Genomic DNA, 22,940 nt, shown 5'->3' with positions numbered 1-22,940 from the left:
CGGCGAGACGCCCCTACTGCTCGTCCCGGGACCCGCGACAGCTCGACGAGCGCCGTACGACGAGCTCGGGCTGGAAGCGCACCTGACGCGGCTCCCGCTCGAGGAGGAGCTCGACGGCCGTCGCGCCGAGGAGCGCGCTCGGCTGCCGGACACTCGAGAGCGGCACGACCGTGGCGGTCGCGAAGGCGATGTCGTCGTAGCCGATGAGGGCGATGTCCTCGGGGACGCGGACCCGGCCGAGGAGCACGAGCGCCTGCAGGACCCCCACCGCGAGCAGGTCGTTGGCGCAGAAGACCGCGTCCGGGCGATCCTCCGCGTCCCGCTCGGCGAGAGCCCGGCCGGCTTCCCTGCCCGCCAGGACCGAGAGCGCGTCGGTGGGGATCTCCTCGAGGACCGCGCCCTCGACGGCGGCGACGGCCGCGCGTGCACCGGCCAGACGGTCGGCGACCTGCCGGATCGACTCCGGACCCCCGATCACGGCGAGGCGGCGGCGACCGAGACCGAGCAGGTGCTCCGCGGCGAGGCGCCCCCCTGCGACGTCGTCGACCGAGACCGAGGAGACGGCGGGGTCGTCCGATTCGCTGTCGACCAGGACGCAGGGGATGCCGTGCGATCGGAGACGGGCGAGCCGCGTCGGGTTCTCACCCTGCGGCGAGAGGAGGACACCGGTCACCCGCTGCTCCTCGAAGAGGTCGAGGTAGGCGCCCTCGCGTTCCGCGTCGCCGTCGGTGCTCGCCAGCAGGACGGCGAGACCGGCCTCCGCAGCCCGGGCCTGGGCACCCCGGGCGAGCTCGGCGAAGAAGGGGTTCCCGCCGTCGAGGACGATGAGGCCGATGCTGCGGCTGCGTCCGGCGCGGAGCTGGCGGGCGGCGTCGTTGCGCACGAAGCCGAGCTCGGTGATCGCGTCCTGCACCCGGCGGACGGTGTCGGCGTTCACGCTCGATCGCCCGTTGAGGACGTTCGACACGGTCCCGACGGCGACACCCGCGCGGGCGGCGACGTCCCGGATGCTCACGGCCACAGCGCATCCGCCTCCTGGTCGGGTCGGCTCCGACGCTCGGAGCCCCGGGCCCGAGGGTAGGCCATCCCCTCCCCGTCCGGGCCGCCGGAGGCCGAGTCCTTTGACACCGGGCGGAGGGGGCGACTAGGGTCGCTGCCGAGCGATGAAACGATTCATCCATCGCCTTCCGCCACCGCCGTCTCGAAGGATCCGCCCGTGACCGACCTCTCCCCCGATCTCCTCAGCCGGCTCGAGCAGCAGGCGATCGAGCTGCCCTCGTGGGCCTTCGGCAACGCCGGCACCCGCTTCAAGGTCTTCACCACTCCGGGAATCCCTCGCACCATCGAGGAGAAGATCTCGGACGCGGCGACCGTCCACGAGCTCACCGGACTCGCGCCGACGGTGGCGCTGCACATTCCGTGGGACAGGGTCGACGACTACTCCGCTCTGGGCGACTTCGCCGCGTCGAAGGGCGTCTCGCTGGGCACGATCAACTCGAACACGTTCCAGGACGACGACTACAAGTTCGGCTCGCTCACGCACTCCGACCTGGTGATCCGGCAGAAGGCGATCGATCACCACCTCGCCTGCATCGACATCATGGACGCGACCGGCTCCCGCGACCTCAAGATCTGGCTCGCCGACGGCTCCAACTACCCCGGTCAGCAGGACATCCGCGGTCGCCAGGATCGCCTCGCCGACTCCCTCGCCGCGATCTACGAGCGCCTCGGCACCGAGCAGCGGATGGTCCTCGAGTACAAGTTCTTCGAGCCCGCGTTCTACCACATGGATGTGCCCGACTGGGGGACCTCCTACGCCCACGTGGCCGCTCTCGGCGATCGGGCGCTCGTCTGCCTCGACACCGGCCACCACGCGCCGGGCACGAACATCGAGTTCATCGTCGCGCAGCTGCTGCGTCTCGAGAAGCTCGGCTCGTTCGACTTCAACTCGCGCTTTTATGCGGACGACGATCTGATCGTCGGTGCCGCCGACCCGTTCCAGCTCTTCCGCATCCTCTACGAAGTGGTGCGCGGCGGCGGGTTCGGTCCCGACTCGCCGGTCGCGTTCATGCTCGACCAGTGCCACAACGTCGAGGACAAGATCCCGGGCCAGATCCGCTCCGTGCTCAACGTGCAGGAGATGACGGCGCGCGCGCTGCTCGTCGACAGTGCGGAGCTCGAGACCGCTCAGCTCGCGGGCGACGTGCTCGGTGCGAACGGGATCCTGATGGACGCCTTCTACTCGGACGTCCGCCCCGCGTTGGCCGCGTGGCGCGAGACCCGGGGCCTCCCCGCCGACCCGATGCGCGCCTACGCCGACTCGGGCCGGGCTCAGCAGCTCGCCGAGGAGCGCATCGGCGGCACCCAGAGCTCCTGGGGCGCCTGACCGATCCGGGGCAGGGCCGCGCATCCTCACGGCGCACGGCCCCGTCTCGACCCGACCCCTCCTTCCTCCTCCTCTCCACTCCGAACAGGAACCCTCGCACCTCATGACGAACGACACGGCCGCGGAGCTCATCGCCCGCTCGAACCGCCTCGGAGCAGACCCGCGCACCACGAACTACGCGGGCGGGAACACCTCCGCGAAGGGCGTCGAGACCGATCCCGTGACCGGCGAGCCCGTCGAGCTGCTGTGGGTGAAGGGCTCCGGAGGAGACCTCGGCACGCTCACCGAGTCCGGCCTCGCCGTGCTCCGGCTCGACCGCCTCCGTGCGCTGGTGAACGTCTACCCGGGCACCGAGCGCGAGGACGAGATGGTCGCCGCCTTCGACTACACGCTGCACGGCAAGGGCGGTGCCGCTCCCTCGATCGACACCGCGATGCACGGCCTCGTGGACGCCGCGCACGTCGACCACCTCCACCCCGACTCCGGCATCGCCTTCGCGACCGCCGCCGACGGCGAGCGCCTCACCGCCGAGGCCTTCGGCGGAACCGTCGCATGGGTCCCGTGGCGCCGCCCCGGGTTCCAGCTCGGCCTCGACATCGCCGCCGTCAAGGAGGCGCACCCCGGGGTCATCGGTGCGATCCTCGGCGGCCACGGCATCACCGCCTGGGGCGACACGAGCGAGGAGGCGGAGGCGAACTCGCTCCGCATCATCCGGACCGCGAGCGCCTACATCGCCGAGCACGGGCGCCCCGAGCCCTTCGGCCCGGCCCTCGAGGGCTTCACCACCCTCCCGGAGGAGGAGCGCCGCGCGAAGGCCGCCGCCCTCGCCCCGCACCTGCGCGCGATCGCCTCGCACGACCGTCCCCAGGTCGGCCACTTCACCGACTCCGCCGAGGTCCTCGACTTCCTCGCGAGCACCGAGCACCCGCGCCTGGCCGCGCTCGGCACCTCCTGCCCCGACCACTTCCTCCGCACCAAGGTCAAGCCGCTCCTCGTCGACCTGCCGGCCACCGCCTCCGTCGAGGAGATCCTCGAGCGCCTCCCCGCCCTGCACGAGGCGTACCGCGCCGACTACCAGGCCTACTACGACGCGCACGCGACGCCGGAGAGCCCCGCGATCCGCGGCGCCGATCCGCTGATCGTGCTCGTTCCGGGCGTGGGCATGTTCTCCTACGGCGCGAACAAGCAGACCGCCCGCGTCGCCGGCGAGTTCTACGTCAACGCGATCAACGTCATGCGCGGCGCCGAGGCGATCTCGACCTACGCACCCATCGACGAGGCCGAGAAGTTCCGCATCGAGTACTGGGCGCTCGAGGAGGCGAAGCTGCAGCGGATGCCGGAGCCCAAGCCCCTCGCCTCCCGCATCGCCCTGGTCACCGGGGCCGCCTCCGGCATCGGCAAGGCCATCGCCACCCGTCTCGCGGCCGAGGGCGCCTGCGTCGTCGTCGCCGACCTCGACCTCGCGAAGGCGCAGGCCGCGGCCGCCGAGCTCGGCTCGACCGACGTCGCGGTGGGAGTCGCGGCGAACGTGGCTGATGCCGCTGCCGTGAAGGCCGCGATCGACGCGACCGTGCTCGCCTTCGGCGGATTGGACCTCGTCGTCAACAACGCCGGTCTCTCGCTCTCGAAGTCGCTCTTCGACACCACCGAGGCCGACTGGGACCTCCAGCACGACGTGATGGCGAAGGGCTCGTTCCTCGTCTCGCAGGCGGCTGCCCGGGTGCTCGTCGACCAGAAGCTGGGCGGCGACATCGTCTACATCTCCTCGAAGAACTCGGTCTTCGCGGGCCCGAACAACATCGCCTACTCCGCGACCAAAGCCGACCAGGCCCACCAGGTGCGCCTGCTGGCGGCCGAGCTCGGCGAGCACGGCATCAAGGTCAACGGCATCAACCCCGACGGCGTCGTCCGCGGCTCCGGCATCTTCGCCTCCGGCTGGGGCGCGAACCGCGCCAAGACCTACGGCATCGACGAGGAGGACCTGGGCGCGTTCTACGCGAAGCGCACCATCCTCAAGCGCGAGGTCGTCCCCGAGAACGTCGCCAACGCCGTCTTCGCCCTCTGCACGTCCGACTTCTCCCACACCACGGGTCTGCACATTCCCGTGGACGCTGGAGTCGCGGCGGCGTTCCTCCGATGAAGGCCGTCGCCGCCGTCGACCTCGGCGCGACAAGCGGCCGGGTGATCCTCGGCTCCGTCAGCCACGACGAGCTGCGGCTGCGGCACGTCGCGCGGTTCCCGAACCAGCCGGTGCGCACCCACGAGGGCGCCTCCTCCGCTCTTCACTGGAACATCCTGGAGCTGTACCGCTCGCTGACAGCGGGGCTGGCGAGCGCTCTCCGCGAGGAGCCGGAGACCGTCTCGATCGGCGTCGACTCGTGGGCCGTCGACTACGCGCTCCTGCGGGAGGGCCGGATGCTGGGAGCCCCGTACCACTACCGCGACGAGCGGACCGTGCGCGGCGTCGCCGACGTCCACGCCCGGATCGACGGCGACGAGCTGTACCGGCGCAATGGCCTGCAGCACCTGCCGTTCAACACGCTGTTCCAGTTCGCCGCCGAGCGCGATGTGCTGGCGCTCGCCGATCAGGCGCTGCTCGTTCCCGACCTGATCAGCTACTGGCTGACCGGTGTCGCGGCGACCGAGATCACGAACGCCTCCACCACCGGGCTCCTCAGCCCGCACACCCGGGCGTGGGACGAGGACCTCCTCACGCGCCTCGACCTTCCGCGCGAGATCCTCGCGCCTCTGATCGAGCCGGGCACCCGGCTCGGCACGCTCCTGCCCTCCGTCGCCGCCGACCTCGGCGCACCGGAGAGCCTGGGCGTCGTCGCCGTCGGCTCCCACGACACGGCCTCCGCCGTCGTCGCGGTGCCCTCGACGGGCGATCACGTGGCGTACATCTCGAGCGGAACCTGGTCGCTCGTCGGCGTCGAGCTCGAGAGGCCGGTGGTCTCGCTGGAGGGTCGGACCGCCGGCTTCACCAACGAGGGCGGCGTCGACGGGCGTGTCCGCTTCCTGAAGAACGTGTCGGGACTCTGGCTCCTGTCCGAGTCGATCCGGACCTGGGAGAAGCAGACCGGCGAGCGGATCGAGCTGCCGCTCCTCCTCGCCGAGGCCGCCGCGATCCGCGGCCGCGTCACCACCTTCGACGCGGCCGACGAGCGCTTCGTCGCACCGGGGAACATCCCCGGCCGGATCGTGGAGTGGTGCGTCGAGCGCGGGGTCGCTCAGCCCCGCTCCCGCGCGGAGTTCGTGCGCTCGATCCTCGAGTCCCTCGCGGAGGCCTACGCCACGACCCTCCAGCAGGCGTCCGCGCTCTCGGGCACACCGATCGACACCGTGCACATCGTGGGCGGCGGATCGCAGAACGAGCTGCTCTGCCGGCTGACCGCCGACCGCACCGGCCTCACCGTGCTCGCCGGTCCGGTCGAGGCGACCGCGATCGGCAACATCCTCGTCCAGGCCCGCGCTCAGGGCCTCGCGCACGGATCCCTCGAATCGCTCCGCTCCCTCGTGCTCCGGGCCTTCCCGCCGGTCCGCTACGACCCCCGCCCCACCTCCTCCCCCGAGAAAGGCTGACCAGCATGGTCCAGCGCCAGTTCCCCAAGCCCGTCGAGCTGCTCGAGTACCTCAGCTTCAAGAAGCCCGAGCTCGACGGCCGCAAGCGCCGCCTCGACGCCGCCCTCACGATCGAGGACCTCCGCACCATCGCGAAGCGCCGCACCCCCAAGGCCGCATTCGACTACACCGACGGCTCAGCCGAGGGCGAGATCTCGATCGCTCGCGCCCGCCAGGCCTTCGAGGACGTCGAATTCCACCCGCAGGTGCTCCGCGACGTCGCCGCCGTCGACACCACCGCCACCGTCCTCGGGGCGCCCTCCGCCCTGCCCTTCGGGATCGCTCCGACCGGGTTCACCCGCCTGATGCAGACCGAGGGCGAGACGGCGGGAGCGGGTGCCGCGGCCGCCGCGGGCATTCCGTTCACCCTCTCCACGCTCGGCACCACCTCGATCGAGAACGTGAAGAAGGTCAACCCCGACGGCCGCAACTGGTTCCAGCTGTACGTGATGCGGGACCGCGAGATCTCCTACGGCCTCGTCGAGCGCGCCGCGCAGGCCGGCTACGAGACCCTCTTCTTCACCGTCGACACCCCCGTCGCCGGCGCACGGCTCCGCGACAAGCGGAACGGCTTCTCCATCCCGCCGCAGCTCACCGTCGGAACCGTCCTCGACGCTCTCCCGCGCCCCTGGTGGTGGTTCGACTTCCTCACCACGCAGAAGCTCGAGTTCGCCTCCCTCAGCGCCACCGGCGGCACCGTCGGCGACCTCCTCGACCTCGCCATGGACCCCACCATCAGCTTCGAGGACCTGAAGGTCATCCGCGAGATGTGGCCCGGCAAGCTCGTCATCAAGGGCGTGCAGAGCGTCGAGGACGCCCACCGGTTCGCCGACTTCGGCGTCGACGGCATCGTCCTCTCCAACCACGGAGGCCGCCAGCTCGACCGCGCACCGATCCCCTTCCACCTGCTCCCCGACGTCGTCCGCGAGGTCGGTGGCGACACCGAGGTGATGGTCGACACCGGCATCATGAACGGCGCCGACATCGTCTCCTCCATCGCCCTCGGCGCGAAGTTCACCCTCATCGGCCGCGCCTACCTCTACGGCCTGATGGCCGGCGGACGCCAGGGCGTCGACCGCACCATCGCGATCCTCTCCGACCAGATCGTCCGCACCATGAAGCTCCTCGGCGCCCACTCCCTCGAAGAGCTCACCCCCCAGCACGTCACCCAGCTCGAACGCCTGCTGCCGCGGCCCCGCAGCTGAGACGAGCAGCGCGGACGTCTGCGTCCTTCCTCCGACGACGTCCGTGCTCCTCCGGACGTCTCGTCCTGTCGCCGGTCTTGAGGCCACCGCGGCACCTCGTCGCCGGAGCGACGTCGGCGATCGGAGCCCGATCGTGAGGCACGCTCCCTGCCCCGACCTGCTGCCGACACGCTGCGCCTGCAGGCGGGGCGGGCACGAGCCGGGTCAGCTCCCCGAGGTCCGCCGGATCGCGACCACGGTCACGTCGTCCGCCAGCAGCCCCTCGGCCGCCAGGCGGGTGACGCCGGCGACCGCGTCGGCGGCGGTCGCGGGGGCGGCGACGGCCGCGTCGGCCACCCGGTCGAGGGCGGCGAGGGAGCCGTCGAAGAGGTCCAGCACGCCGTCGCTGCAGATCAGCAGCAGGTCGCCGGGGTGGAGCCGGAGGCCGGTCGGCTCCCACTCCTGCGTGCCGAGGAGGCCGAGCGGCAGGTGGGCGGAGGGGATGCGCTCGCGGGAGCCGTCGGTGCGGCAGACGATCCCGAGTCCGTGGCCGGCGTCGACGAGCGCGATGTCGCCGGTCGAGGCGCTGAGCCGCAGGTGAAGGAGCGTGACGAACGCGTCGTTCGCCGACAGATCCGGCTCGACGACCCGGTCGATGAGCGCCATCGTCGCCGCGGGGCCGAGAGCGGGAGGAGTGACGCGCAGGGCGGCGCGGACCGTGGCCGCGATCATCGCGGCGCCGACCCCCTTGCCCATCACGTCGGCAACGGTGACGGCGAGCCCGTCGGGCGTGCAGCGCCAGTCGAAGAAGTCGCCGCTCACCGTCCCGCTGGGCACGCAGGCGCCGGCGACGTCGTAGCCCGGGAGATCCGGGACCGAGCGGGGCTCGAGCCGCCGCTGCACCCTCTCGCCGTCGGCGAGCTCCTGCCGCGAGCGGGCGGCGCCGGCGGTGAGCATCTGCGCGACCTGCTCGCCGCTGAGCGACGCCATGCTGAACGACACCACGACCAGCAGCACCAGCGTGATCAGCGTGGTGGTCGGGGTCCCGAACCAGGTCGCGAACAGCTCGCTGCGCAGCCCCGCGGCCAGGAACACGGCGAACCGGAGCGCGTAGTAGAGGGAGAGGGCGCCGGAGCTCAGCAGCAGCGGCCAGCGCGTGCGCGAGCGCCCGGCGCCGAGCAGCGCGATCTCGCGGGTCGACAGGCCGATGAGGAGCGCCATCGAGGCGAGGTAGAGCGGCCCTCCCGACCAGTCGTTGACGGCGGGCGAGTCGAGGCTGGACACGCTCGTCACCACCACGGTCGGAGCGACCACCAGCCACCACGGCGTCGGCCTGCCGCGGAGGGAGCGGCTCGCCGCCCAGACCGCGGCGGCGCCGGCCACGATGAGCCCGTTGCCGAGCGGATTCGCCCACACCTGGTCGGCCGTGCCGTCGCGGAGGTAGGCGAGCGAGCCGCCCATGAACAGCGCGAGCGCCGTGCACCACCAGAAGCTGAAGGACGAGCGTGTCGACCGGTAGGTGACCAGCGCGAACAGCAGGAAGAGGGTGAGGGCGGTGACCCCGAAGGCGACGCGGAGGGTCGTGGCATCGAGCAAGGCGGGTCCGTGGCCCTTCCAGGAGACCGAGCGGCGGAGCGGCGGACGGGCGCCGTGATCAAGGGGATCCTGGCACGGCGCGCGGGCCGCTCGGGGCGCGCCGTGGAGGCCGGCCCCGGGGATCCGCGGCAGTGCGGCCCGTCCGCCCACCCGACGGGGGGAGCAGGAGGGGGGGCTCGCACGTTCGAGGAGAGACCACCGCCCTCGCGCTCGATACAGCATCGCGTGTACCGTCGCTCCCGTGCTCGCCACCGCGACCCTCACCCACTCCGCTGCTCTCGCGCGCCTCGGATCCGCCCTGGCCGACGAGACGCGGTCCCGGATCCTGCTCGCGCTGCGAGAGGCTCCGGCCGTCCCCTCCGACCTCGCGGACGCGCTCGGGGTCTCGCGGCAGGTGATGTCGAATCAGCTGGCGTGCCTCCGCGGATGCGGGCTGGTGGAGGCCGTGAAGGACGGCCGGTACACCTGGTACCGGCTGGCCGAGACCCGGATCGCCGGGGCGCTCGACCACCTGCTCCGCCTGGCCCTGGTCGTCGATCCGGACTGCTGCTCCGGCGACGACTGCCGCTGCGCATGAGCGCCCTGCGCGCTCCGCTCCTCCCCGCCCGCCGCCGCGTGCTGCAGAGGCGCATCCGCTGGATCGTCGGCGCGACCATCGCCTACAACGTGGTGGAGGCGATCGTGGCCCTCGCCGCCGGGACGGTCGCCTCGTCCACCGCACTCGTCGCCTTCGGCCTCGACTCCGTGGTGGAGGTGCTCTCCGCCGCGGCCGTCGCCTGGCAGTTCTCGGGCCGCGATCCGGAGGCGCGCGAGCGCACCGCCCTGCGGGTGATCGCCGTCTCGTTCCTCGGCCTGGCCGCGTTCGTCGCCGTCGACTCGGTCCGGGCGCTGCTCGGATTCTCGGAGGCCCAGCACTCCCCCGTCGGCATCGTGCTGGCCGCCGTCAGCCTGCTGTTGATGCCCGCGTTCTCCCTGCTCGAGCGCCGGACCGGCCGCGAGCTCGGCTCGGCCTCGGCCGTCGCGGACTCGAAGCAGACGCTCCTCTGCTCGTACCTCTCCGCCGCCGTCCTGGTGGGCCTGCTGCTGAACAGCACGCTCGGATGGACGTGGGCCGACCCCGTCGCCGGCCTCGTGATCGCCGCGGTCGCCGTCCGCGAAGGCCTGGAGGCCTGGCGCGGCGAGTCCTGCACGACGCCGATCTCCGCGCTGACGAGGGAGGACTCCGAGGCCTGCGGCTGCTGCTGAAGAGGGAGGGACGGCGCGGCGCACATCGGCGGTGAACGACCTCCGTCAGGACTTCGACGCGAGGCCGACGGCCGATCGGACCCGCTCCGGACCTACCGACGGCCGACCCGCGCCTCGACGACGTGCCGGCACCCGATCCCGCCGCGCTCCAGCTCCTCGCGCTCGCGGCGGAGCCCGACGCGGACCCGCCGCGCCTCGGCCAGCGGCAGCACCACCTCCGGATCGACGGTCGCCAGCAGGACCGCCGCCCGCGACCTCGCCGCCACCCGCACATCGAGGCACGACGTCGCCTCGGCGAGCCCGAGCAGCGCGTTCACCAGCAGCTCCAGCTCGACCGCGGTCGCGTGGAGCACCAGCACCCGCGAGGCCGGGCTCGACGGGTGGCGGACCAGGAGCGTCGCTCCGGTCATCGTCGTCGCCCTCCCCCGCTCGGGACCGGTCCGGGACGTCCGCCCCGCCTCGGCCCTCGGCGACCGCCCGCGCGACGTCGGCGTGCACGCATGGGGTTCCTTCTCTCGTCCTGCTGCGGTGCGAACCGCGCCGCACCTCCATCCCACGACTCGGGCACCCGGCCGGGGAGAGGGTCGCCACGCGCGCGTCGGCGGGTCAGGAGGCGCCGGGGCCGCCGGGGATGAGAGGGTTGCGCGATGTCCACTGCGAGCGTGCCGTCGCCGCGCGCCAGAGTCCGGACCCGGCGCTTCCGGCGCCTCGCCCGCACGGGCTTCGCCGTCAACGGACTGATCCACCTCCTGATCGGCGGCCTCGCCCTGCGCGTCGCGGTCAGCGACGAGACCTCGCGGGAGGCGGACGCGTCCGGAGCGATCGGGCGCATGGCCGACTCCCCCGTCGGGCTCGTGGTGGTCTGGGCCGCGCTGGTCGGGCTGGTCGCGCTCGGCCTCTGGCAGCTCTCCCTCGGCGGGCGCTCCTCCGCGCCGGGGCTCCCCGCCCGCCTGGGCCGCCGGATCGTCGAGTCGGGCAAGGGCTTCGCCTCGCTCACGCTCGCGGGCACCACGCTCGTCTTCGCGCTCGGCGGCTCGACGAGCTCCTCGGCCACGATCCGCCGCATCAACACCGAGCTGCTGACGAGCACGGTCGGCGTCGTGATCCTCGTGATCGTCGGCGGGATCGTGCTGGGCAGCGGGATCGGCTTCGTCGCGATCGGGATCCGGCGCGGCTTCCGCAAGCTCGTCCGCATCCCCGAGGGCCCGACGGGGACGGCCGTGCTGATCCTCGGCGCGACCGGTTACATCACGAAGGGGCTCGCTCTGGGCCTGGCCGGCGGGATCTTCGTGGTCGCGGCGCTGACCGGCGACGCCCGCCAGGCGACCGGGCTCGACGGAGCCATCCGCTTCCTCGACGTCCCTCCGTACGGCACGATCGCCCTGACCCTCGTCAGCGCGGGACTGGTCATGTACGGGCTGTTCCTCGTCGCCCGGGCGAAGCTCGCGAAGCTCTGAGCCGACGCGGCAGTCGTTCACAGTCGCCACCCATATCGCTGAGTATCGTTCGGAGAAACAGGAGGTCATCATGAACGGATCGTCATCGACCGGCGCGTTCGGCACCGGCACGCCCATCGAGAGCATCTGGCGCGCGATGGAGCAGGCCCGCTCCCGCATGGAGAAGCGCGTCGGCTCCCGGGTCGGCCGCGGGGACGTGCGCACCGCGGTGCTCGCGCTCCTCGCCGAGCAGCCCATGCACGGCTACCAGATCATCCGCGAGATCGAGGAGCGCAGCGGAGGCGACTGGAAGCCGAGCCCCGGCTCGGTCTACCCGACCCTCCAGCTCCTCGCGGACGAGGGTCTCATCACGGCCGACGAGCAGAACGGCCGCAAGACCTACACGCTGACCGACGCCGGCCGCGCGACGGTCGCCGAGCACGGCACCTCCACCCCGTGGAACGACTCCGACCACGTCGACTTCGGCGCCCTGCCCAAGGCGGGCCTCGAGCTCGCCCAGGCCGCGGCCCAGGTCGGACGCTCGGGCACCCCCGAGCAGATCCGCAAGGCCGTCGCCGAACTCGAGGACGTGCGCCGCCGCCTGTACGCGATCCTCGCGCAGGACTGACCCGGGTGGCCTCGGTCAGCCCGGGTCCTGCCGCCCCGGGCCACCGAGAGCGGGAGGACCGGCGGCGCTACCGCCGGATCCTCCGCTTCGCCGCGTGGCATCTCGCGGTCACCTGGTTCTTCGACCTGCTCCTGCCTCGGGTGGGGCTCACGCGCGTCGCGCTCCGCACCCGACCCGGCCGGATGCGCCGCTTCGCCCGCAGCTTCCACGTGCTCGCGGTCGACCTCGGCGGCCTGATGATCAAGGTCGGCCAGTTCATGTCGTCGCGCCTGGACGTGCTGCCGCCCGAGATCACGCGCGAGCTGGAGGGGCTGCAGGACGAGGTCCCGCCCGTCCCGTTCCCGCGGATCCGGGCGCTGGCCGAGTCCGAGCTCGGGCTGCCGCTCGAGCGCGCGTACGCCGGAGTCGACGAGTCGCCCGTCGCCGCCGCCTCCCTCGGGCAGGCCCACCGCGCCCGGCTCTCCCCCGTCGACGCCGAGGACACCGGCTACTCCGCCGCCATCATGAAGGTGCAGCGGCCGGGGATCGACCAGATCGTCGAGGTCGACCTCGCGGCTCTGCGCCGCGTCGGCGGCTGGCTCAGCCACGTGCGCCTCGTCTCGGACCGCGTCGACGCCCCGGCCCTCGTCGAGGAGTTCGCGGTCACCAGCCTCGAGGAGATCGACTACCTGCAGGAGGCGGCCAACTCCGTCCGCTTCGCCGCCGACTTCGCGGGCGACGCCCGGGTGGCCGTCCCGGACGTGGTCTGGGAGCGCTCGACCCGCAAGGTCCTCACGCTCGAGGACGTCACCGCGATCAAGATCACCGACCACGCCGCGCTGCTGGCCGCCGGGATCGACCCGCGGGAGGTCGCTCCGGTCTTCGCGGCCGTGATGTTCGACCAGCTCTTCACCAACGGCTACTTCCACGCGGATCCGCACCCCGGCAACGTCTTCGTCACGCCGACCCCCGGGGGCGAGCTGCCCTGGCGCCTCACCTTCATCGACTTCGGGATGATGGGCGAGGTGCCGCCGAGCACCCGCGCGGGCCTGCGCCGGATGCTGATCGCCGCCGCCTCCCGCGACGGCAAGGGTCTCGTCGACGCGGCCCGCGCGGTCGGCGTCCTCCTCCCCTCGGCCGACTCCCGAGAGCTGGAGCGGGCGCTCACGCAGCTCTTCGCCCGCTTCGGCGGCATGGGCTTCGCCGAGCTGCGGGAGGTGGATCCGCGCGAGTTCCGCGACTTCGCCGTCCAGTTCGGCGACGTCGTGCGCGCGCTGCCGTTCCAGCTCCCCGAGAACTTCCTGCTCGTCATCCGCGCGATGTCGCTGACCTCGGGCGTCTGCAGCGCGCTCGACCCGGCCTTCAACCTGTGGGACTCGGTCGAGCCCTACGCGCAGCAGCTGATCCGCGAGGAGCGCGGCTCCGTCGTGCAGGACGTCGGCAAGCAGGCCGTCGACACGCTCGGCCTGATCTGGCGCCTGCCGCGCCGGCTCGACGAGCTCGTCACGACCCTCGACGACGGCGAGCTCGCGGTCACCGTCCCCACGATCGAGCGCCGGCTGAACCGGCTCGAGGGCACCGTCCGCCGCGTGATCTCGGCCGTGCTGTTCGCGGGCCTGCTGATCGCGGGTGCCGTCGTGCGCCCGGACGACAGCGGCTTCGGCACGGTGCTGATGATCGCGTCGGCACTGCCGCTTCTGCACGCCCTGCTGGCCCGCGGCCCGCGCGGCTGAGAGCCGCCGTCAGGCCGCGGCGGCGAAGGCCCGGGCGGCGCGGGTGACCGCCTCCGAGAGCGCCCGGATCGCCGGGGTCTCGACGCGCCGGGCCAGCGTCGCGAGGTAGATCGTCCGCGCCGGGACGGCGTCGGCCTGCCGGAACGAGACGGCCCGGACGTCGTCCCGGTGCGTCGCCAGCGCGAGCCGCGGCGCCATCGCGATGCCCACGCCCGCAGCGACCATCGCCTGCACCTCCTGGTAGTCGTACGCCTCGTAGACGACGTCCGGAGTGATGCGGGCGCGCGCGCAGCTGCGGTACAGCACGTCGGCGGCGGGGTGGCCTCCGTTGCGCGTGATCCACTGCTCGCGCGAGAGCGAGCGGAGGGGGACGCCGTCCTGGATGGGGCTGTCCGCGGCGACCAGCAGCATCGTCTCGTCCTGCACGAGGCGGCGCAGCACGAGGTTCTTCTCGGTCTCCTCCGTCCAGGCGTAGCTCCACAGCAGCGCCAGCTCGATCTCGCCCGAGCTGAGCATGTCGATCAGCTGCGGGCGGAGAGCGGACTGCACGCGGATCTCGATCCCCGGCCAGGCCGCGTGGGCGTCCTTCAGCGCGTCCGAGAGGAGCGAGGCGCTCACGGTGGGGAACGACCCGAGGCGCACGGTGCCCCGCTCGAGTCCGCGGATCGCCTCGAGCTCCCCCTCGGCGGCCCGGAGCTCCCGGCGGACCGCCCGCGCCCGCTCGACCAGGACCCGCCCCGCCTCGGTGAGCTGGACGCCCCGCGGAAGACGGTCCAGGACCGGCTGCCCGATGAGCTGCTCGAGCTTGGCGATGCGCTGCGAGGCGGCCGAGGTGGTCATCCGGGAGCGGGCGGCGCCGCCCGTCAGGGTGCTCGTCTCGACGACGTCGAGGAGCAGATCGAGAGTGACGAGATCGAAGGTGGCCATGGGCGAGTGTAGCTCTGCTTAAGGCCTCCGTAGCATTTCGAGATTTTGCCGAAGCCTCCTGATTCGTAGCGTGAGCCCATCACCGACGCTCAGGAGGCACCGTGCGCATTCCCGCCACCCTCATGCGAGGAGGCACCAGCAAGTGCTGGCTCTTCGATCGCGACGCCGTCCCCGCCGATCGGGACGCCCTCGCCGAGCTCCTCATCGAGCTCTTCGGCGCCGACGACCCCCGCCAGCTCGACGGCGTGGGCGGCGGCACCTCCGTCACCTCGAAGGCGGTCGTCGTCGGCCGCAGCACCGAGCCCGGCATCGACATCGACTACCTGTTCGCCCAGGTCGCGATCGGCGCCCACGTCGTCGAGTGGGGCAGCAACTGCGGCAACTGCGCCACCGCCGTCGCCCTCTGGGCGGTCGAGCAGTTCGGCCTCCCCCGCGACGAGAACGGCTTCACCGGCGTGCGGATGCGCAACCTCAACACCTCGGCGGTCGTCGACGCCCGCGTGGCCGGCGGCTCCTCCGAGGAGGTCTCGGTCCCCGGCGTCCGCGGGACCGGCACGGCGGTCGACCTGGCGTTCGTCGACCCGGCCGGCTCCTCCACCGGCTCGCTCTGGCCCGGCGGCGGCCCGCTCACCACGCTCGCGGTCGACGGACGGGAGCTCGAGGTCACCCTCGCCGACGCCGGCGCCCCCGTCGTGCTCGTCGCGGCGAGCGCCCTCGGCCTCGGACCGGCGGCCGGCGAGATCGACCTGCTCGCCCACGTGCCGCTGCTGCGCCGGATCCGCGCGCACGCCGCGGTCGCGATGGGGCTGGCTCCGTCGGTCGAGGCGGCCGGCGACGCGGTGCCCAAGGTCGGAGTCGTCGGCCCGGCCGTCGACTACGTCACCTCGCTCGGCGAGCACGTCGCCGCCGCCGACTACGACGTCTCGGTGCGGATGCTCTCGATGAACGCCCCGCACCCGACCATCGGCCTCACCAGCGCCGTCGCCGTGGCCCTCGCGGCCGGCGTCGACGGCTCCGTCCTCACCGCGACGGGGGTCGATCCGTCGACCACCGCCCTGCGCATCGGCACCCTCGGCGGCCCCCTCCGCTGCGAGGTGCAGGCCGACGCCGGCACCACCCGCGTGCTCCTGCAGCGCGCGGCCCGCCGGATCGCCGACTCCGAGCTGCTCACCCACCAGACCCTCGCGCGCTGACGCGCTACCGTCAGCACCAATCAGGAGAAGACAGTGTCGTCTATCGAGATCATCCCCCTCATCGGCCTCGTCGTGATGTTCGTCATCGCGACCGTGTTCCCGATCAACATCGGCTTCCTCGGCTTCATCGGAGCCTTCCTCGTCGGCGCGATCGCATTCGGCTACGACGACAAGGAGATCCTCGAGGTCTTCCCGGCGTCGATCGTCCTCACCATCATCGGCGTGACCTACTTCTTCGGCATGGCGAAGCAGAACGGCACCATCGACCTGATGGTGAACGCCTGCATCCGGGCCGTGCGCGGCCGGGTCTACCTCATCCCGTGGGTGTTCTTCCTCGTCGCGGCCTTCCTCACCTCGCTCGGCACCTTCAGTCCGGCCGCGGTCGCGCTGATCGCCCCCGCCGCGATGAGCTTCGCCGGCCGCACCCGGATGAGCCCCCTCGTCATGGGCATCATGACCATCAACGGCGCCCACGCCGGAGCCTTCTCCCCCATCTCGGTCTCGGGTGTGCTCGTCCGCGGCATCGTCGAGGACGCCGGCCTCACGCTCGACCCGTGGCAGCTGTTCCTCTCCAGCTTCGGGATCAACACGCTCCTCTCGGTGCTCACCGTCGTCGTCTACGCCGTCGCCTCCCGCGTCCGCACCCTCGAGTACACGGCCACCGGCTCCATCCGCACGGTCGGGCCGAACGCCGTCGAGGCCGAGCGGATCCCGCTCACCCGCACCCGCCTGCTCACGCTGGTGCTGATCGCCGCGATCCTGCTGATCGTGCTCGTCCTGCACCAGCCCATCAGCTTCGTCGCGATCGCGGCGGGCGTCCTCCTCTCCTTCACCGACCTGAAGAACACGAGCCGGTCGATCGCCGGGATCAGCTGGCCGACCGTGCTGCTGGTGGCCGGCATGGTGACCTACATCGCGATGCTCGAGGAGCTCGGCACGATCGACGACCTCGCCGACATGGCGCTGCTCATCGGGGCGCCCCTCCTGGTGGCGCTGGTGCTCTGCTACGTGATCGGCATCTCCTCCGCCTTCGCCTCCTCGACGGCGCTGCTGGCCGCGATCATCCCCCTCTCGCTGCCGCTGCTGCAGCTCGGGGAGCTGCCGGTGGTCGGGGTCGTGGCCGCGCTCTCGATCGCGGCGACCGTGGTCGACGTGTCGCCGTTCTCGACGAACGGCGCCCTGGTGCTGGCCAACGCGCAGAACATCGACAGGGGCCGGTTCTACCGTCAGCTGCTGGTCAACGCGGGGATCGTGGTCGCGATCGCGCCGGCGATCTGCTGGCTGCTGCTCGTCGTGCTGCCGTCGGCGCTCGCCTGATCCGCGCCGCCGCCGAACCGCCCGCCCGCCCGTCCGTCCGTCCGTCCGTCCGTCCGTCCGTCCGAAGGAGCCCACCGTGCCCGGTCCGATCCGCATCGCCGTCCTCGACGACTACCAGGGGGTCGCCGGCCGCGCCGTCGACTGGACGGACGTGCCGGGCGGAGCCGAGGTCTCGGTGCTGCGCGAGCACCTCGGCACCGCGGAGGAGGTGGTCGCCGCGCTCGCGCCGTTCGACGTGGTCGTCGCGATGCGCGAGCGCACCCGCTTCGACGAGGCGGTGCTGTCGGCGCTCCCCTCCCTCCGCCTGCTCGTCACCACCGGCCGGGCGAACTCGGCGATCGACCTCGCCGCCGCCTCCCGCGCGGGCGTCGTGGTGTCCAGCGGAGCCTCCGGAGGCACCACCGGCGCGGCCGAGCTCACCTGGGCGCTGATCCTCGCCGCCCTGCGGCACCTGCCCGAAGAGGACCGCTCCGTGCGCGAGGGAGGCTGGCAGCGGACGATCGGCGGTGACCTCGCCGGGCGCCGGCTCGGCCTCCTCGGGCTGGGGGCGATCGGCTCGCGGGTGGCCCGGGTCGGCGCGGCGTTCGGGATGGACGTGGTGGCGTGGAGCCCGCACCTCGACACCGAGCGGGCCGTCGCCGCCGGGGCCTCCGCAGTGTCGAAGGAGGAGCTGCTCGCGACCTCCGACGTGGTCAGCCTGCACGCCCGCCTCACTCCCGGCTCGCGCGGCCTGATCGGCGAGGACGAGCTCGCCGCGATGAAGCCGACCGCTCTGCTGGTGAACACGGCCCGCTCGGCCCTCGTCGACGGACCCGCCCTCCTCGACACCCTGCACCGGGGCGCGCTCGGCGGCGCGGCCCTCGACGTGCACGACGAGGAGCCGCTCCCCTCGGACTCCCCCTGGCGCAGCGCCCCGCGCACCGTGCTCAGCCCGCACCTGGGCTACGTCACGGAGGACACCTACCGACGCTTCTTCGCCGACTCGCTGGAGTGCATCCGCGCCTGGGTCTCGGGAGCGCCGATCCGCGTGCTCGGCTGACGCGGCCACGAGCAGACGCCGGGGAGCAGAGTGCGGGGAGCGAGCCCCGGGAGACCAGACGCCCGCCATACGCCCCGGTCCGTAGCATGACGGCATGCGCGTGCTGATCGTCGAGGACGAGCCCTACCTCGCCGAGGCGGTGCGCGACGGGCTGCGCCTCGAGGCGATCGCGGCCGACATCGCTCCCGACGGCGAGACGGCCCTCGAGCAGCTGGCGGTCACCGACTACGACGCCGTGCTGCTCGACCGCGACCTGCCCGGCATCCCCGGCGACGAGGTGCTGCGGCGGATCGTCGCGGACGCGCTGCCGGTGCGGGTGCTGATGGTGACCGCGGCGGACCGGCTCGACGAGAAGGTGCGCGGCTTCGAGCTCGGGGCGGACGACTACATCACCAAGCCCTTCGCCCTCCGCGAGGTGGTGATGCGCCTGCGGGCCGTCGCGCGCCGGCCGGCCGAGGGCGCGCCCCCGGTGCTGGAGTTCGCCGGGCTCCGGCTCGATCCTTTCCGCCGCGAGGTCTACCGCGGCGACCGCTACGTGGCGCTGACGCGCAAGGAGTTCGCCGTGCTCGAGGTCCTGATGGCCGCGCGCGGCGGGATCGTGAGCGCCGAGACGCTGCTCGAGCGGGCCTGGGACGCGAACGCCGATCCGTTCACCAACGCCGTCCGCATCACGATCTCCTCGCTGCGCAAGCGGCTCGGCGACCCCTGGGTCGTCCGCACCGAGCCGGGCGTCGGCTACGGGATGGTCGACCCCGGCGCCACGGCACCGTGAGCGTCCGCCTCCGCCTCACCCTCAGCTACGCGGGGTTCCTCCTCGTCGCGGGCGGAGCGCTCATCGCCCTGCTGTTCTACGTCCTCCGCTTCGTGCCCGACGAGCAGATCGACGCGGGCGGCCCCTTCGTGCCGAGCCGCACGGACCTGATCGAGGCGCTCCTCCCGCGGGTGTGGCAGGTGCTCCTCGCCCTGGCGGTGGTGGGGCTGATCGGCGGCTGGTTCCTCGCCGGGCGGATCCTGCGCCCGCTGGCGAGGATCAGCGCGGTCGCCCGGGAGGTGGCCGCCGGCTCGCTCGACCGGCGGGTCGGGCTCGGGGGCCGACCCGACGAGTTCGGCCTGCTCGCCGACGCCTTCGACTCGATGCTCGAGCGGCTGGAGCGCTCCTTCGCGGAGCAGCGGAGGTTCGCGGCGAACGCCTCGCACGAGCTGCGGACCCCGCAGGCGATCGCGCGCAGCATCCTCGACGCGGCCCTCGCCGACCCCGGGAACGGCGACCCGGGCGAGACGCTCCGGCGCCTCGACGAGACGAACCGGCGGGGCACCGAGATCGTGGAGGCGCTGCTCGCCCTGGCGGCCCTCGACTCGTCCGAGCCGCTCCTCCGGGAGCCCGTCGACATCGCCGAGACCGCCTCCGACGTCGTCGACGAGCTGCGCCCGCTGGCCGAGGCCTCCGGGATCGTCGTGATCGACGAGCTGGGCGAGGGCTCGTTCGACGGGCATCCGGTGCTGGTGCGGCAGCTGCTCGGCAATCTCGTGCTGAACGGCGTCCGTCACAACGTGCCGGAGGGCGGCCGGGTGGTCGTCGCGACGCGGACGGCCCCCGACGGAGCGGTCGAGGTCGCGGTCGTCAACACCGGACCGGTGGTCCCCGACGCGCTGCTCGCCGCGATGACCGAGCCCTTCGTGCGCGGCGCCGGACGCACCGCGGGCGGGGCGGGCCCGCGCGGCGCCGGGCTCGGGCTCGCGCTCGCCGCCCGGATCGTCCAGGTGCACGACGGCGAGCTGCGCCTCGACGCCCGCGACGAGGGCGGGCTCACGGTGACGGTGCGGTTCCCCCCTCCCGGCGTATGGTCGGCGTCTGCTCGGCCCTGACGCTCCCGTCACCCCTCCCCTGGTGTGCTCGCTGCATGCGCTCCACCTTCGTCTCCCCTCACCGCCCTCACCGCGCCGGCTCCGCCGTGATCGCCGCCTCCCTGGCCGTCGTCCTGCTCGCCGCCCTCCTCGGAGCGGCGTCGTGGGCCCTCCTGAGCGAGCGGCGCGGCAGCGCGCCCGCGGCGGCCGAGCTCCTCTCCGACCCCCTCGGCGACGAGGACGGCTACATCGAGGAGGGCGAGTCGGTCTCGCCCTTCGCCGACGACCTCCCGGCGATCGCCCGCCTCGACCCCGCCCTGCGCGCGGCCGTCCAGGCCGCCGCCGCGGACGCGGCCGCCGACGAGGTGCCCTTCGTGGTGACCAGCGGCTGGCGCAGCGAGCGCTACCAGCAGGCGCTGGTCGACGACGCCGTCCGCGAGTACGGCGCGGAGGAGGCGGGCCGCCGCGTCGCATCCGTCACCTCCTCCGCCCACCTCACCGGCGGCGCGGTCGACATCGGCTACACGGACGCGGACAGCTGGCTCGCGCAGCACGGCACCGACTACGGGCTCTGCCAGATCTACGCGAACGAGATCTGGCACTTCGAGCTCGCCACCGAGCCGGGCGGCGACTGCCCGGAGCAGCTGCCCGACGCGAGCGCGACCTGAGCGGCTCTCCCGCGCTCCCGGGGATCCGATGCGTCGCGAAAGGTCGTCATCGGAGCCGCGTGGGAGCCGTTCGCGACGCATCGATCGCGCAGGCGGCCGGGCTCAGCGGCTGGTGAGCAGCTCGACGAACTCGTCGGCCATCGCGAGTTGGGCGCTCAGCGCCTCGCGGCGCTCGCGGGCCTGCGCGACGAAGGCGTCGAGCTGCGCGCGGACCTCGGCCGGCGCGTCGTCGCCCTCGGCCTCGAGGGTGTCGATCACGCGGAGCAGCGCGGCCATCTCCTCCAGCGAGAAGCCGAGCGGCTTCATGCGGCGGATGAGGATCAGGCGGTCGTAGTCGGTGGACGTGTAGAGGCGGAAGCCGCCCTCGGTGCGGCCGGACGCCTTCACGAGGCCGATCTCGTCGTAGTGGCGCAGGGTCCGGAGCGAGAGGCCGGTCCGCTCGGCGAGCTCGCCGATGTGCATGGTGCCGATCCTGCTCACCCCTTCAGATCTACCCTTACGTGAGGGTAGGGTTGCCCGTGCTGCTGACACGCCTCTGCAAGCTTGGCATCCCCGCCCGCTTCCGCCGACCCGATGCCGCAGCCCTCCGCGCTCCTCGTCGAGCACCCCTCCCACTCCCTGGAGCCGCCGCAATGGCCCTCGCCTCGAAGACCCCTGCCCGCCCGCACGCCGAGCCCACCGTGATGACGGCGCTGCGCACCCCCCGCATCCTGACCCGCGAGGTCCTCGCCGGCCTCGTGGTCGCGCTCGCGCTCATCCCCGAGGCGATCTCGTTCTCGATCATCGCGGGCGTGGATCCGCGGGTCGGCCTCTTCTCGTCGTTCGTGATGGCCGTGTCGATCGCCTTCCTCGGCGGCCGCCCCGCGATGATCACCGCCGCCACCGGCGCCGTCGCCCTCGTGATCGCCCCCGTCGCCCGCGACTACGGGATGGACTACTTCATCGCGACGGTGATCCTCGCGGGCGTGTTCCAGATCGTGCTCGGGCTGCTCGGAGTGGCGAAGCTCATGCGCTTCATCCCCCGCAGCGTGATGGTCGGATTCGTGAACGCGCTGGCGATCCTGATCTTCTCGGCGCAGATCCCCAACCTGATCGGCGTGCCCTGGCTGGTCTACCCGCTGGTCGCCGTCGGCATCGTGATCATGGTCGTGATGCCGCGCCTGACGAAGGCCGTTCCGGCGCCTCTCGTCGCCATCGTCCTGATCACCGCGGCGGTCGTCGTCACGGCGGTCGCCGTCCCCACCGTGGGCGATCAGGGCGAGCTGCCCCGCAGCCTCCCCGAGCTGTTCGTGCCGAACGTGCCGCTGACCTGGGAGACCTTCACGACCATCGCGCCGTACGCCGTCGCGATGGCGCTCGTCGGGCTCCTCGAGTCGCTGATGACCGCGAAGCTCGTCGACGACATCACCGACACCCCCTCCCGCAAGACCCGCGAGTCGCTCGGGCAGGGCGCCGCGAACGTGCTCTCCGGCCTGTTCGGCGGCATGGGCGGCTGCGCGATGATCGGCCAGACGATGATCAACGTGAAGGCGTCCGGCGCCCGCACCCGCATCTCGACCTTCCTCGCCGGCGTGTTCCTCCTGATCCTCGTCGTCGCGCTCGGCGACCTCGTCGCGATCATCCCGATGGCCGCGCTGGTCGCGGTGATGGTGATGGTCTCGGTGGCGACGTTCGACTGGCACAGCATCCGCCCGTCGACCCTGAAGCGGATGCCCGTGGGCGAGACGGTCGTCATGATCGCCACGGTCGTCGTGGTCGTCCTCACCCACAACCTGGCGATCGGAGTCGTCGTCGGCGTCCTCGCCGCCATGGTCGTCTTCGCCCGCCGGGTCGCCCACTTCGCCACCGTCGAGCGCACCCTCTCGGCCGACGGATCGACGGCCCACTACACGGTCACCGGCGAGCTGTTCTTCGCCTCCAGCAACGACCTCACCACGCAGTTCTCCTACGCGGAGGACCCCGCGCACGTCGTCATCGACCTCTCCGGCTCCCACATCTGGGACGCCTCGACCGTCGCCGCGCTGGACGCCGTCACCACCAAGTACGAGCGCCACGGCACCCGCGCCGTGATCGAGGGCATGAACGACGCCTCCACCCGGATGCACGGCCGCCTCGCCGGGAATCTCGGCGCGGGGCACTGAGG

General features: G+C 72.7%; 21 protein-coding genes. 16 read left to right on the top strand and 5 right to left on the bottom strand.

The window, feature by feature from the left end:
* Nucleotides 1–13 precede the first annotated feature (13 nt).
* Complete coding sequence (locus GSU40_RS01985) at nt 14–1,021, bottom strand: LacI family DNA-binding transcriptional regulator (RefSeq protein ID WP_104346206.1); 1,008 nt, start codon at nt 1,019–1,021, stop codon at nt 14–16.
* Nucleotides 1,022–1,216: 195 nt separating this feature from the next.
* Between GSU40_RS01985 and rhaI the strand changes: the two genes are divergently transcribed.
* From rhaI to GSU40_RS01965, 4 genes are all read left to right on the top strand, one after another.
* Nucleotides 1,217–2,386, top strand: coding sequence for an L-rhamnose isomerase (rhaI, locus tag GSU40_RS01980; RefSeq protein WP_160033336.1), 1,170 nt, complete (start codon nt 1,217–1,219; stop codon nt 2,384–2,386).
* 103 nt (nt 2,387–2,489) lie between these two features.
* Nucleotides 2,490–4,526 (top strand): bifunctional aldolase/short-chain dehydrogenase, encoded by a 2,037-nt coding sequence (locus tag GSU40_RS01975; RefSeq protein ID WP_160033334.1) that lies wholly within the window; start codon nt 2,490–2,492, stop codon nt 4,524–4,526.
* The gene (locus GSU40_RS01970; RefSeq protein WP_160033332.1) at nt 4,523–5,968 is read left to right on the top strand and encodes a rhamnulokinase family protein; all 1,446 of its coding nucleotides are present in this window, start codon (nt 4,523–4,525) and stop codon (nt 5,966–5,968) included. The genes GSU40_RS01975 and GSU40_RS01970 overlap by 4 nt, the downstream gene beginning before the upstream one ends.
* Nucleotides 5,969–5,973: 5 nt before the next feature.
* A complete protein-coding gene (locus GSU40_RS01965) occupies nt 5,974–7,212 on the top strand; it encodes an alpha-hydroxy acid oxidase (RefSeq protein ID WP_160033330.1) in 1,239 nt (412 codons plus the stop codon).
* 204 nt (nt 7,213–7,416) lie between these two features.
* Here the strand turns inward: GSU40_RS01965 and GSU40_RS01960 are convergent, their stop codons facing one another.
* Entirely contained in the window at nt 7,417–8,787 is a 1,371-nt protein-coding gene (locus tag GSU40_RS01960; protein WP_160033328.1) for a PP2C family protein-serine/threonine phosphatase, read from the bottom strand.
* Between the two features lie 241 nt (nt 8,788–9,028).
* On the opposite strand from GSU40_RS01960, the gene GSU40_RS01955 reads away from it, so the two are divergent.
* Nucleotides 9,029–9,364 (top strand): metalloregulator ArsR/SmtB family transcription factor, encoded by a 336-nt coding sequence (locus GSU40_RS01955; RefSeq protein ID WP_104333938.1) that lies wholly within the window; start codon nt 9,029–9,031, stop codon nt 9,362–9,364.
* Complete coding sequence (locus GSU40_RS01950; protein WP_160033326.1) at nt 9,361–10,032, top strand: cation transporter; 672 nt, start codon at nt 9,361–9,363, stop codon at nt 10,030–10,032. The genes GSU40_RS01955 and GSU40_RS01950 overlap by 4 nt, the downstream gene beginning before the upstream one ends.
* 92 nt (nt 10,033–10,124) lie before the next feature.
* Here the strand turns inward: GSU40_RS01950 and GSU40_RS01945 are convergent, their stop codons facing one another.
* On the bottom strand, nt 10,125–10,442 hold the full coding sequence (locus GSU40_RS01945) for a hypothetical protein (protein WP_160033324.1): 318 nt from the start codon (nt 10,440–10,442) through the stop codon (nt 10,125–10,127).
* A 237-nt stretch (nt 10,443–10,679) separates the two neighbouring features.
* Here GSU40_RS01945 and GSU40_RS01940 point away from each other — a divergent pair, with 237 nt between their 5' ends.
* The 3 genes from GSU40_RS01940 (at nt 10,680) to GSU40_RS01930 (ending at nt 13,808) form a co-directional block, all read left to right on the top strand.
* Nucleotides 10,680–11,489 (top strand): DUF1206 domain-containing protein, encoded by an 810-nt coding sequence (locus GSU40_RS01940; RefSeq protein ID WP_160033322.1) that lies wholly within the window; start codon nt 10,680–10,682, stop codon nt 11,487–11,489.
* A gap of 70 nt (nt 11,490–11,559) precedes the next feature.
* The gene (locus GSU40_RS01935) at nt 11,560–12,096 is read left to right on the top strand and encodes a PadR family transcriptional regulator (RefSeq protein WP_104224292.1); all 537 of its coding nucleotides are present in this window, start codon (nt 11,560–11,562) and stop codon (nt 12,094–12,096) included.
* A gap of 5 nt (nt 12,097–12,101) precedes the next feature.
* Nucleotides 12,102–13,808 (top strand): AarF/UbiB family protein, encoded by a 1,707-nt coding sequence (locus GSU40_RS01930; RefSeq protein ID WP_104267906.1) that lies wholly within the window; start codon nt 12,102–12,104, stop codon nt 13,806–13,808.
* 9 nt (nt 13,809–13,817) lie between these two features.
* Here the strand turns inward: GSU40_RS01930 and GSU40_RS01925 are convergent, their stop codons facing one another.
* On the bottom strand, nt 13,818–14,735 hold the full coding sequence (locus GSU40_RS01925) for a LysR substrate-binding domain-containing protein (RefSeq protein ID WP_160033320.1): 918 nt from the start codon (nt 14,733–14,735) through the stop codon (nt 13,818–13,820).
* 101 nt (nt 14,736–14,836) lie between these two features.
* Between GSU40_RS01925 and GSU40_RS01920 the strand changes: the two genes are divergently transcribed.
* From GSU40_RS01920 to GSU40_RS01895, 6 genes are all read left to right on the top strand, one after another.
* Nucleotides 14,837–15,928, top strand: coding sequence for a PrpF domain-containing protein (locus GSU40_RS01920; protein WP_104314125.1), 1,092 nt, complete (start codon nt 14,837–14,839; stop codon nt 15,926–15,928).
* 33 nt (nt 15,929–15,961) lie between these two features.
* Nucleotides 15,962–17,245, top strand: a complete 1,284-nt coding sequence (locus tag GSU40_RS01915) for an SLC13 family permease (RefSeq protein ID WP_160033318.1) — start codon at nt 15,962–15,964, stop codon at nt 17,243–17,245.
* A 76-nt stretch (nt 17,246–17,321) separates the two neighbouring features.
* Complete coding sequence (locus tag GSU40_RS01910) at nt 17,322–18,284, top strand: D-2-hydroxyacid dehydrogenase family protein (protein ID WP_160033316.1); 963 nt, start codon at nt 17,322–17,324, stop codon at nt 18,282–18,284.
* Nucleotides 18,285–18,378: 94 nt separating this feature from the next.
* Nucleotides 18,379–19,056: a response regulator transcription factor gene (locus GSU40_RS01905; RefSeq protein WP_160033314.1), complete on the top strand. Its 678-nt coding sequence runs from the start codon at nt 18,379–18,381 to the stop codon at nt 19,054–19,056.
* Complete coding sequence (locus GSU40_RS01900) at nt 19,053–20,150, top strand: HAMP domain-containing sensor histidine kinase (RefSeq protein WP_160033312.1); 1,098 nt, start codon at nt 19,053–19,055, stop codon at nt 20,148–20,150. Before GSU40_RS01905 ends, GSU40_RS01900 begins: the two co-directional genes overlap by 4 nt.
* Nucleotides 20,151–20,185: 35 nt before the next feature.
* The gene (locus GSU40_RS01895) at nt 20,186–20,797 is read left to right on the top strand and encodes a D-alanyl-D-alanine carboxypeptidase family protein (protein WP_160033310.1); all 612 of its coding nucleotides are present in this window, start codon (nt 20,186–20,188) and stop codon (nt 20,795–20,797) included.
* A 102-nt stretch (nt 20,798–20,899) separates the two neighbouring features.
* Here the strand turns inward: GSU40_RS01895 and GSU40_RS01890 are convergent, their stop codons facing one another.
* A complete protein-coding gene (locus GSU40_RS01890) occupies nt 20,900–21,259 on the bottom strand; it encodes a MerR family transcriptional regulator (RefSeq protein WP_104227142.1) in 360 nt (119 codons plus the stop codon).
* Nucleotides 21,260–21,429: 170 nt separating this feature from the next.
* Between GSU40_RS01890 and GSU40_RS01885 the strand changes: the two genes are divergently transcribed.
* The gene (locus GSU40_RS01885; RefSeq protein WP_104247742.1) at nt 21,430–22,938 is read left to right on the top strand and encodes a SulP family inorganic anion transporter; all 1,509 of its coding nucleotides are present in this window, start codon (nt 21,430–21,432) and stop codon (nt 22,936–22,938) included.
* The last annotated feature ends 2 nt before the right edge of the window (nt 22,939–22,940 follow it).

This window comes from Rathayibacter sp. VKM Ac-2805, assembly GCF_009834265.1.
Lineage (GTDB): Bacteria > Actinomycetota > Actinomycetes > Actinomycetales > Microbacteriaceae > Rathayibacter.
Note: the sequence above shows the minus strand (reverse complement) of the source record. Positions and strands in the feature narration are given on the sequence as shown.

What these genes read in the sequence shown, in the direction of transcription:
- GSU40_RS01975 (WP_160033334.1), top strand. Translation starts at nt 2,490, where the DNA reads ATGACGAACGACACGGCCGCGGAGCTCATCGCCCGCTCGAACCGCCTC.
- GSU40_RS01970 (WP_160033332.1), top strand. Translation starts at nt 4,523, where the DNA reads ATGAAGGCCGTCGCCGCCGTCGACCTCGGCGCGACAAGCGGCCGGGTG.
- GSU40_RS01965 (WP_160033330.1), top strand. Translation starts at nt 5,974, where the DNA reads ATGGTCCAGCGCCAGTTCCCCAAGCCCGTCGAGCTGCTCGAGTACCTC.
- GSU40_RS01950 (WP_160033326.1), top strand. Translation starts at nt 9,361, where the DNA reads ATGAGCGCCCTGCGCGCTCCGCTCCTCCCCGCCCGCCGCCGCGTGCTG.
- GSU40_RS01945 (WP_160033324.1), bottom strand. Translation starts at nt 10,442, where the DNA reads ATGACCGGAGCGACGCTCCTGGTCCGCCACCCGTCGAGCCCGGCCTCG.
- GSU40_RS01940 (WP_160033322.1), top strand. Translation starts at nt 10,680, where the DNA reads ATGTCCACTGCGAGCGTGCCGTCGCCGCGCGCCAGAGTCCGGACCCGG.
- GSU40_RS01935 (WP_104224292.1), top strand. Translation starts at nt 11,560, where the DNA reads ATGAACGGATCGTCATCGACCGGCGCGTTCGGCACCGGCACGCCCATC.
- GSU40_RS01925 (WP_160033320.1), bottom strand. Translation starts at nt 14,735, where the DNA reads ATGGCCACCTTCGATCTCGTCACTCTCGATCTGCTCCTCGACGTCGTC.
- GSU40_RS01905 (WP_160033314.1), top strand. Translation starts at nt 18,379, where the DNA reads ATGCGCGTGCTGATCGTCGAGGACGAGCCCTACCTCGCCGAGGCGGTG.
- GSU40_RS01895 (WP_160033310.1), top strand. Translation starts at nt 20,186, where the DNA reads ATGCGCTCCACCTTCGTCTCCCCTCACCGCCCTCACCGCGCCGGCTCC.
- GSU40_RS01890 (WP_104227142.1), bottom strand. Translation starts at nt 21,259, where the DNA reads ATGCACATCGGCGAGCTCGCCGAGCGGACCGGCCTCTCGCTCCGGACC.
- GSU40_RS01885 (WP_104247742.1), top strand. Translation starts at nt 21,430, where the DNA reads ATGGCCCTCGCCTCGAAGACCCCTGCCCGCCCGCACGCCGAGCCCACC.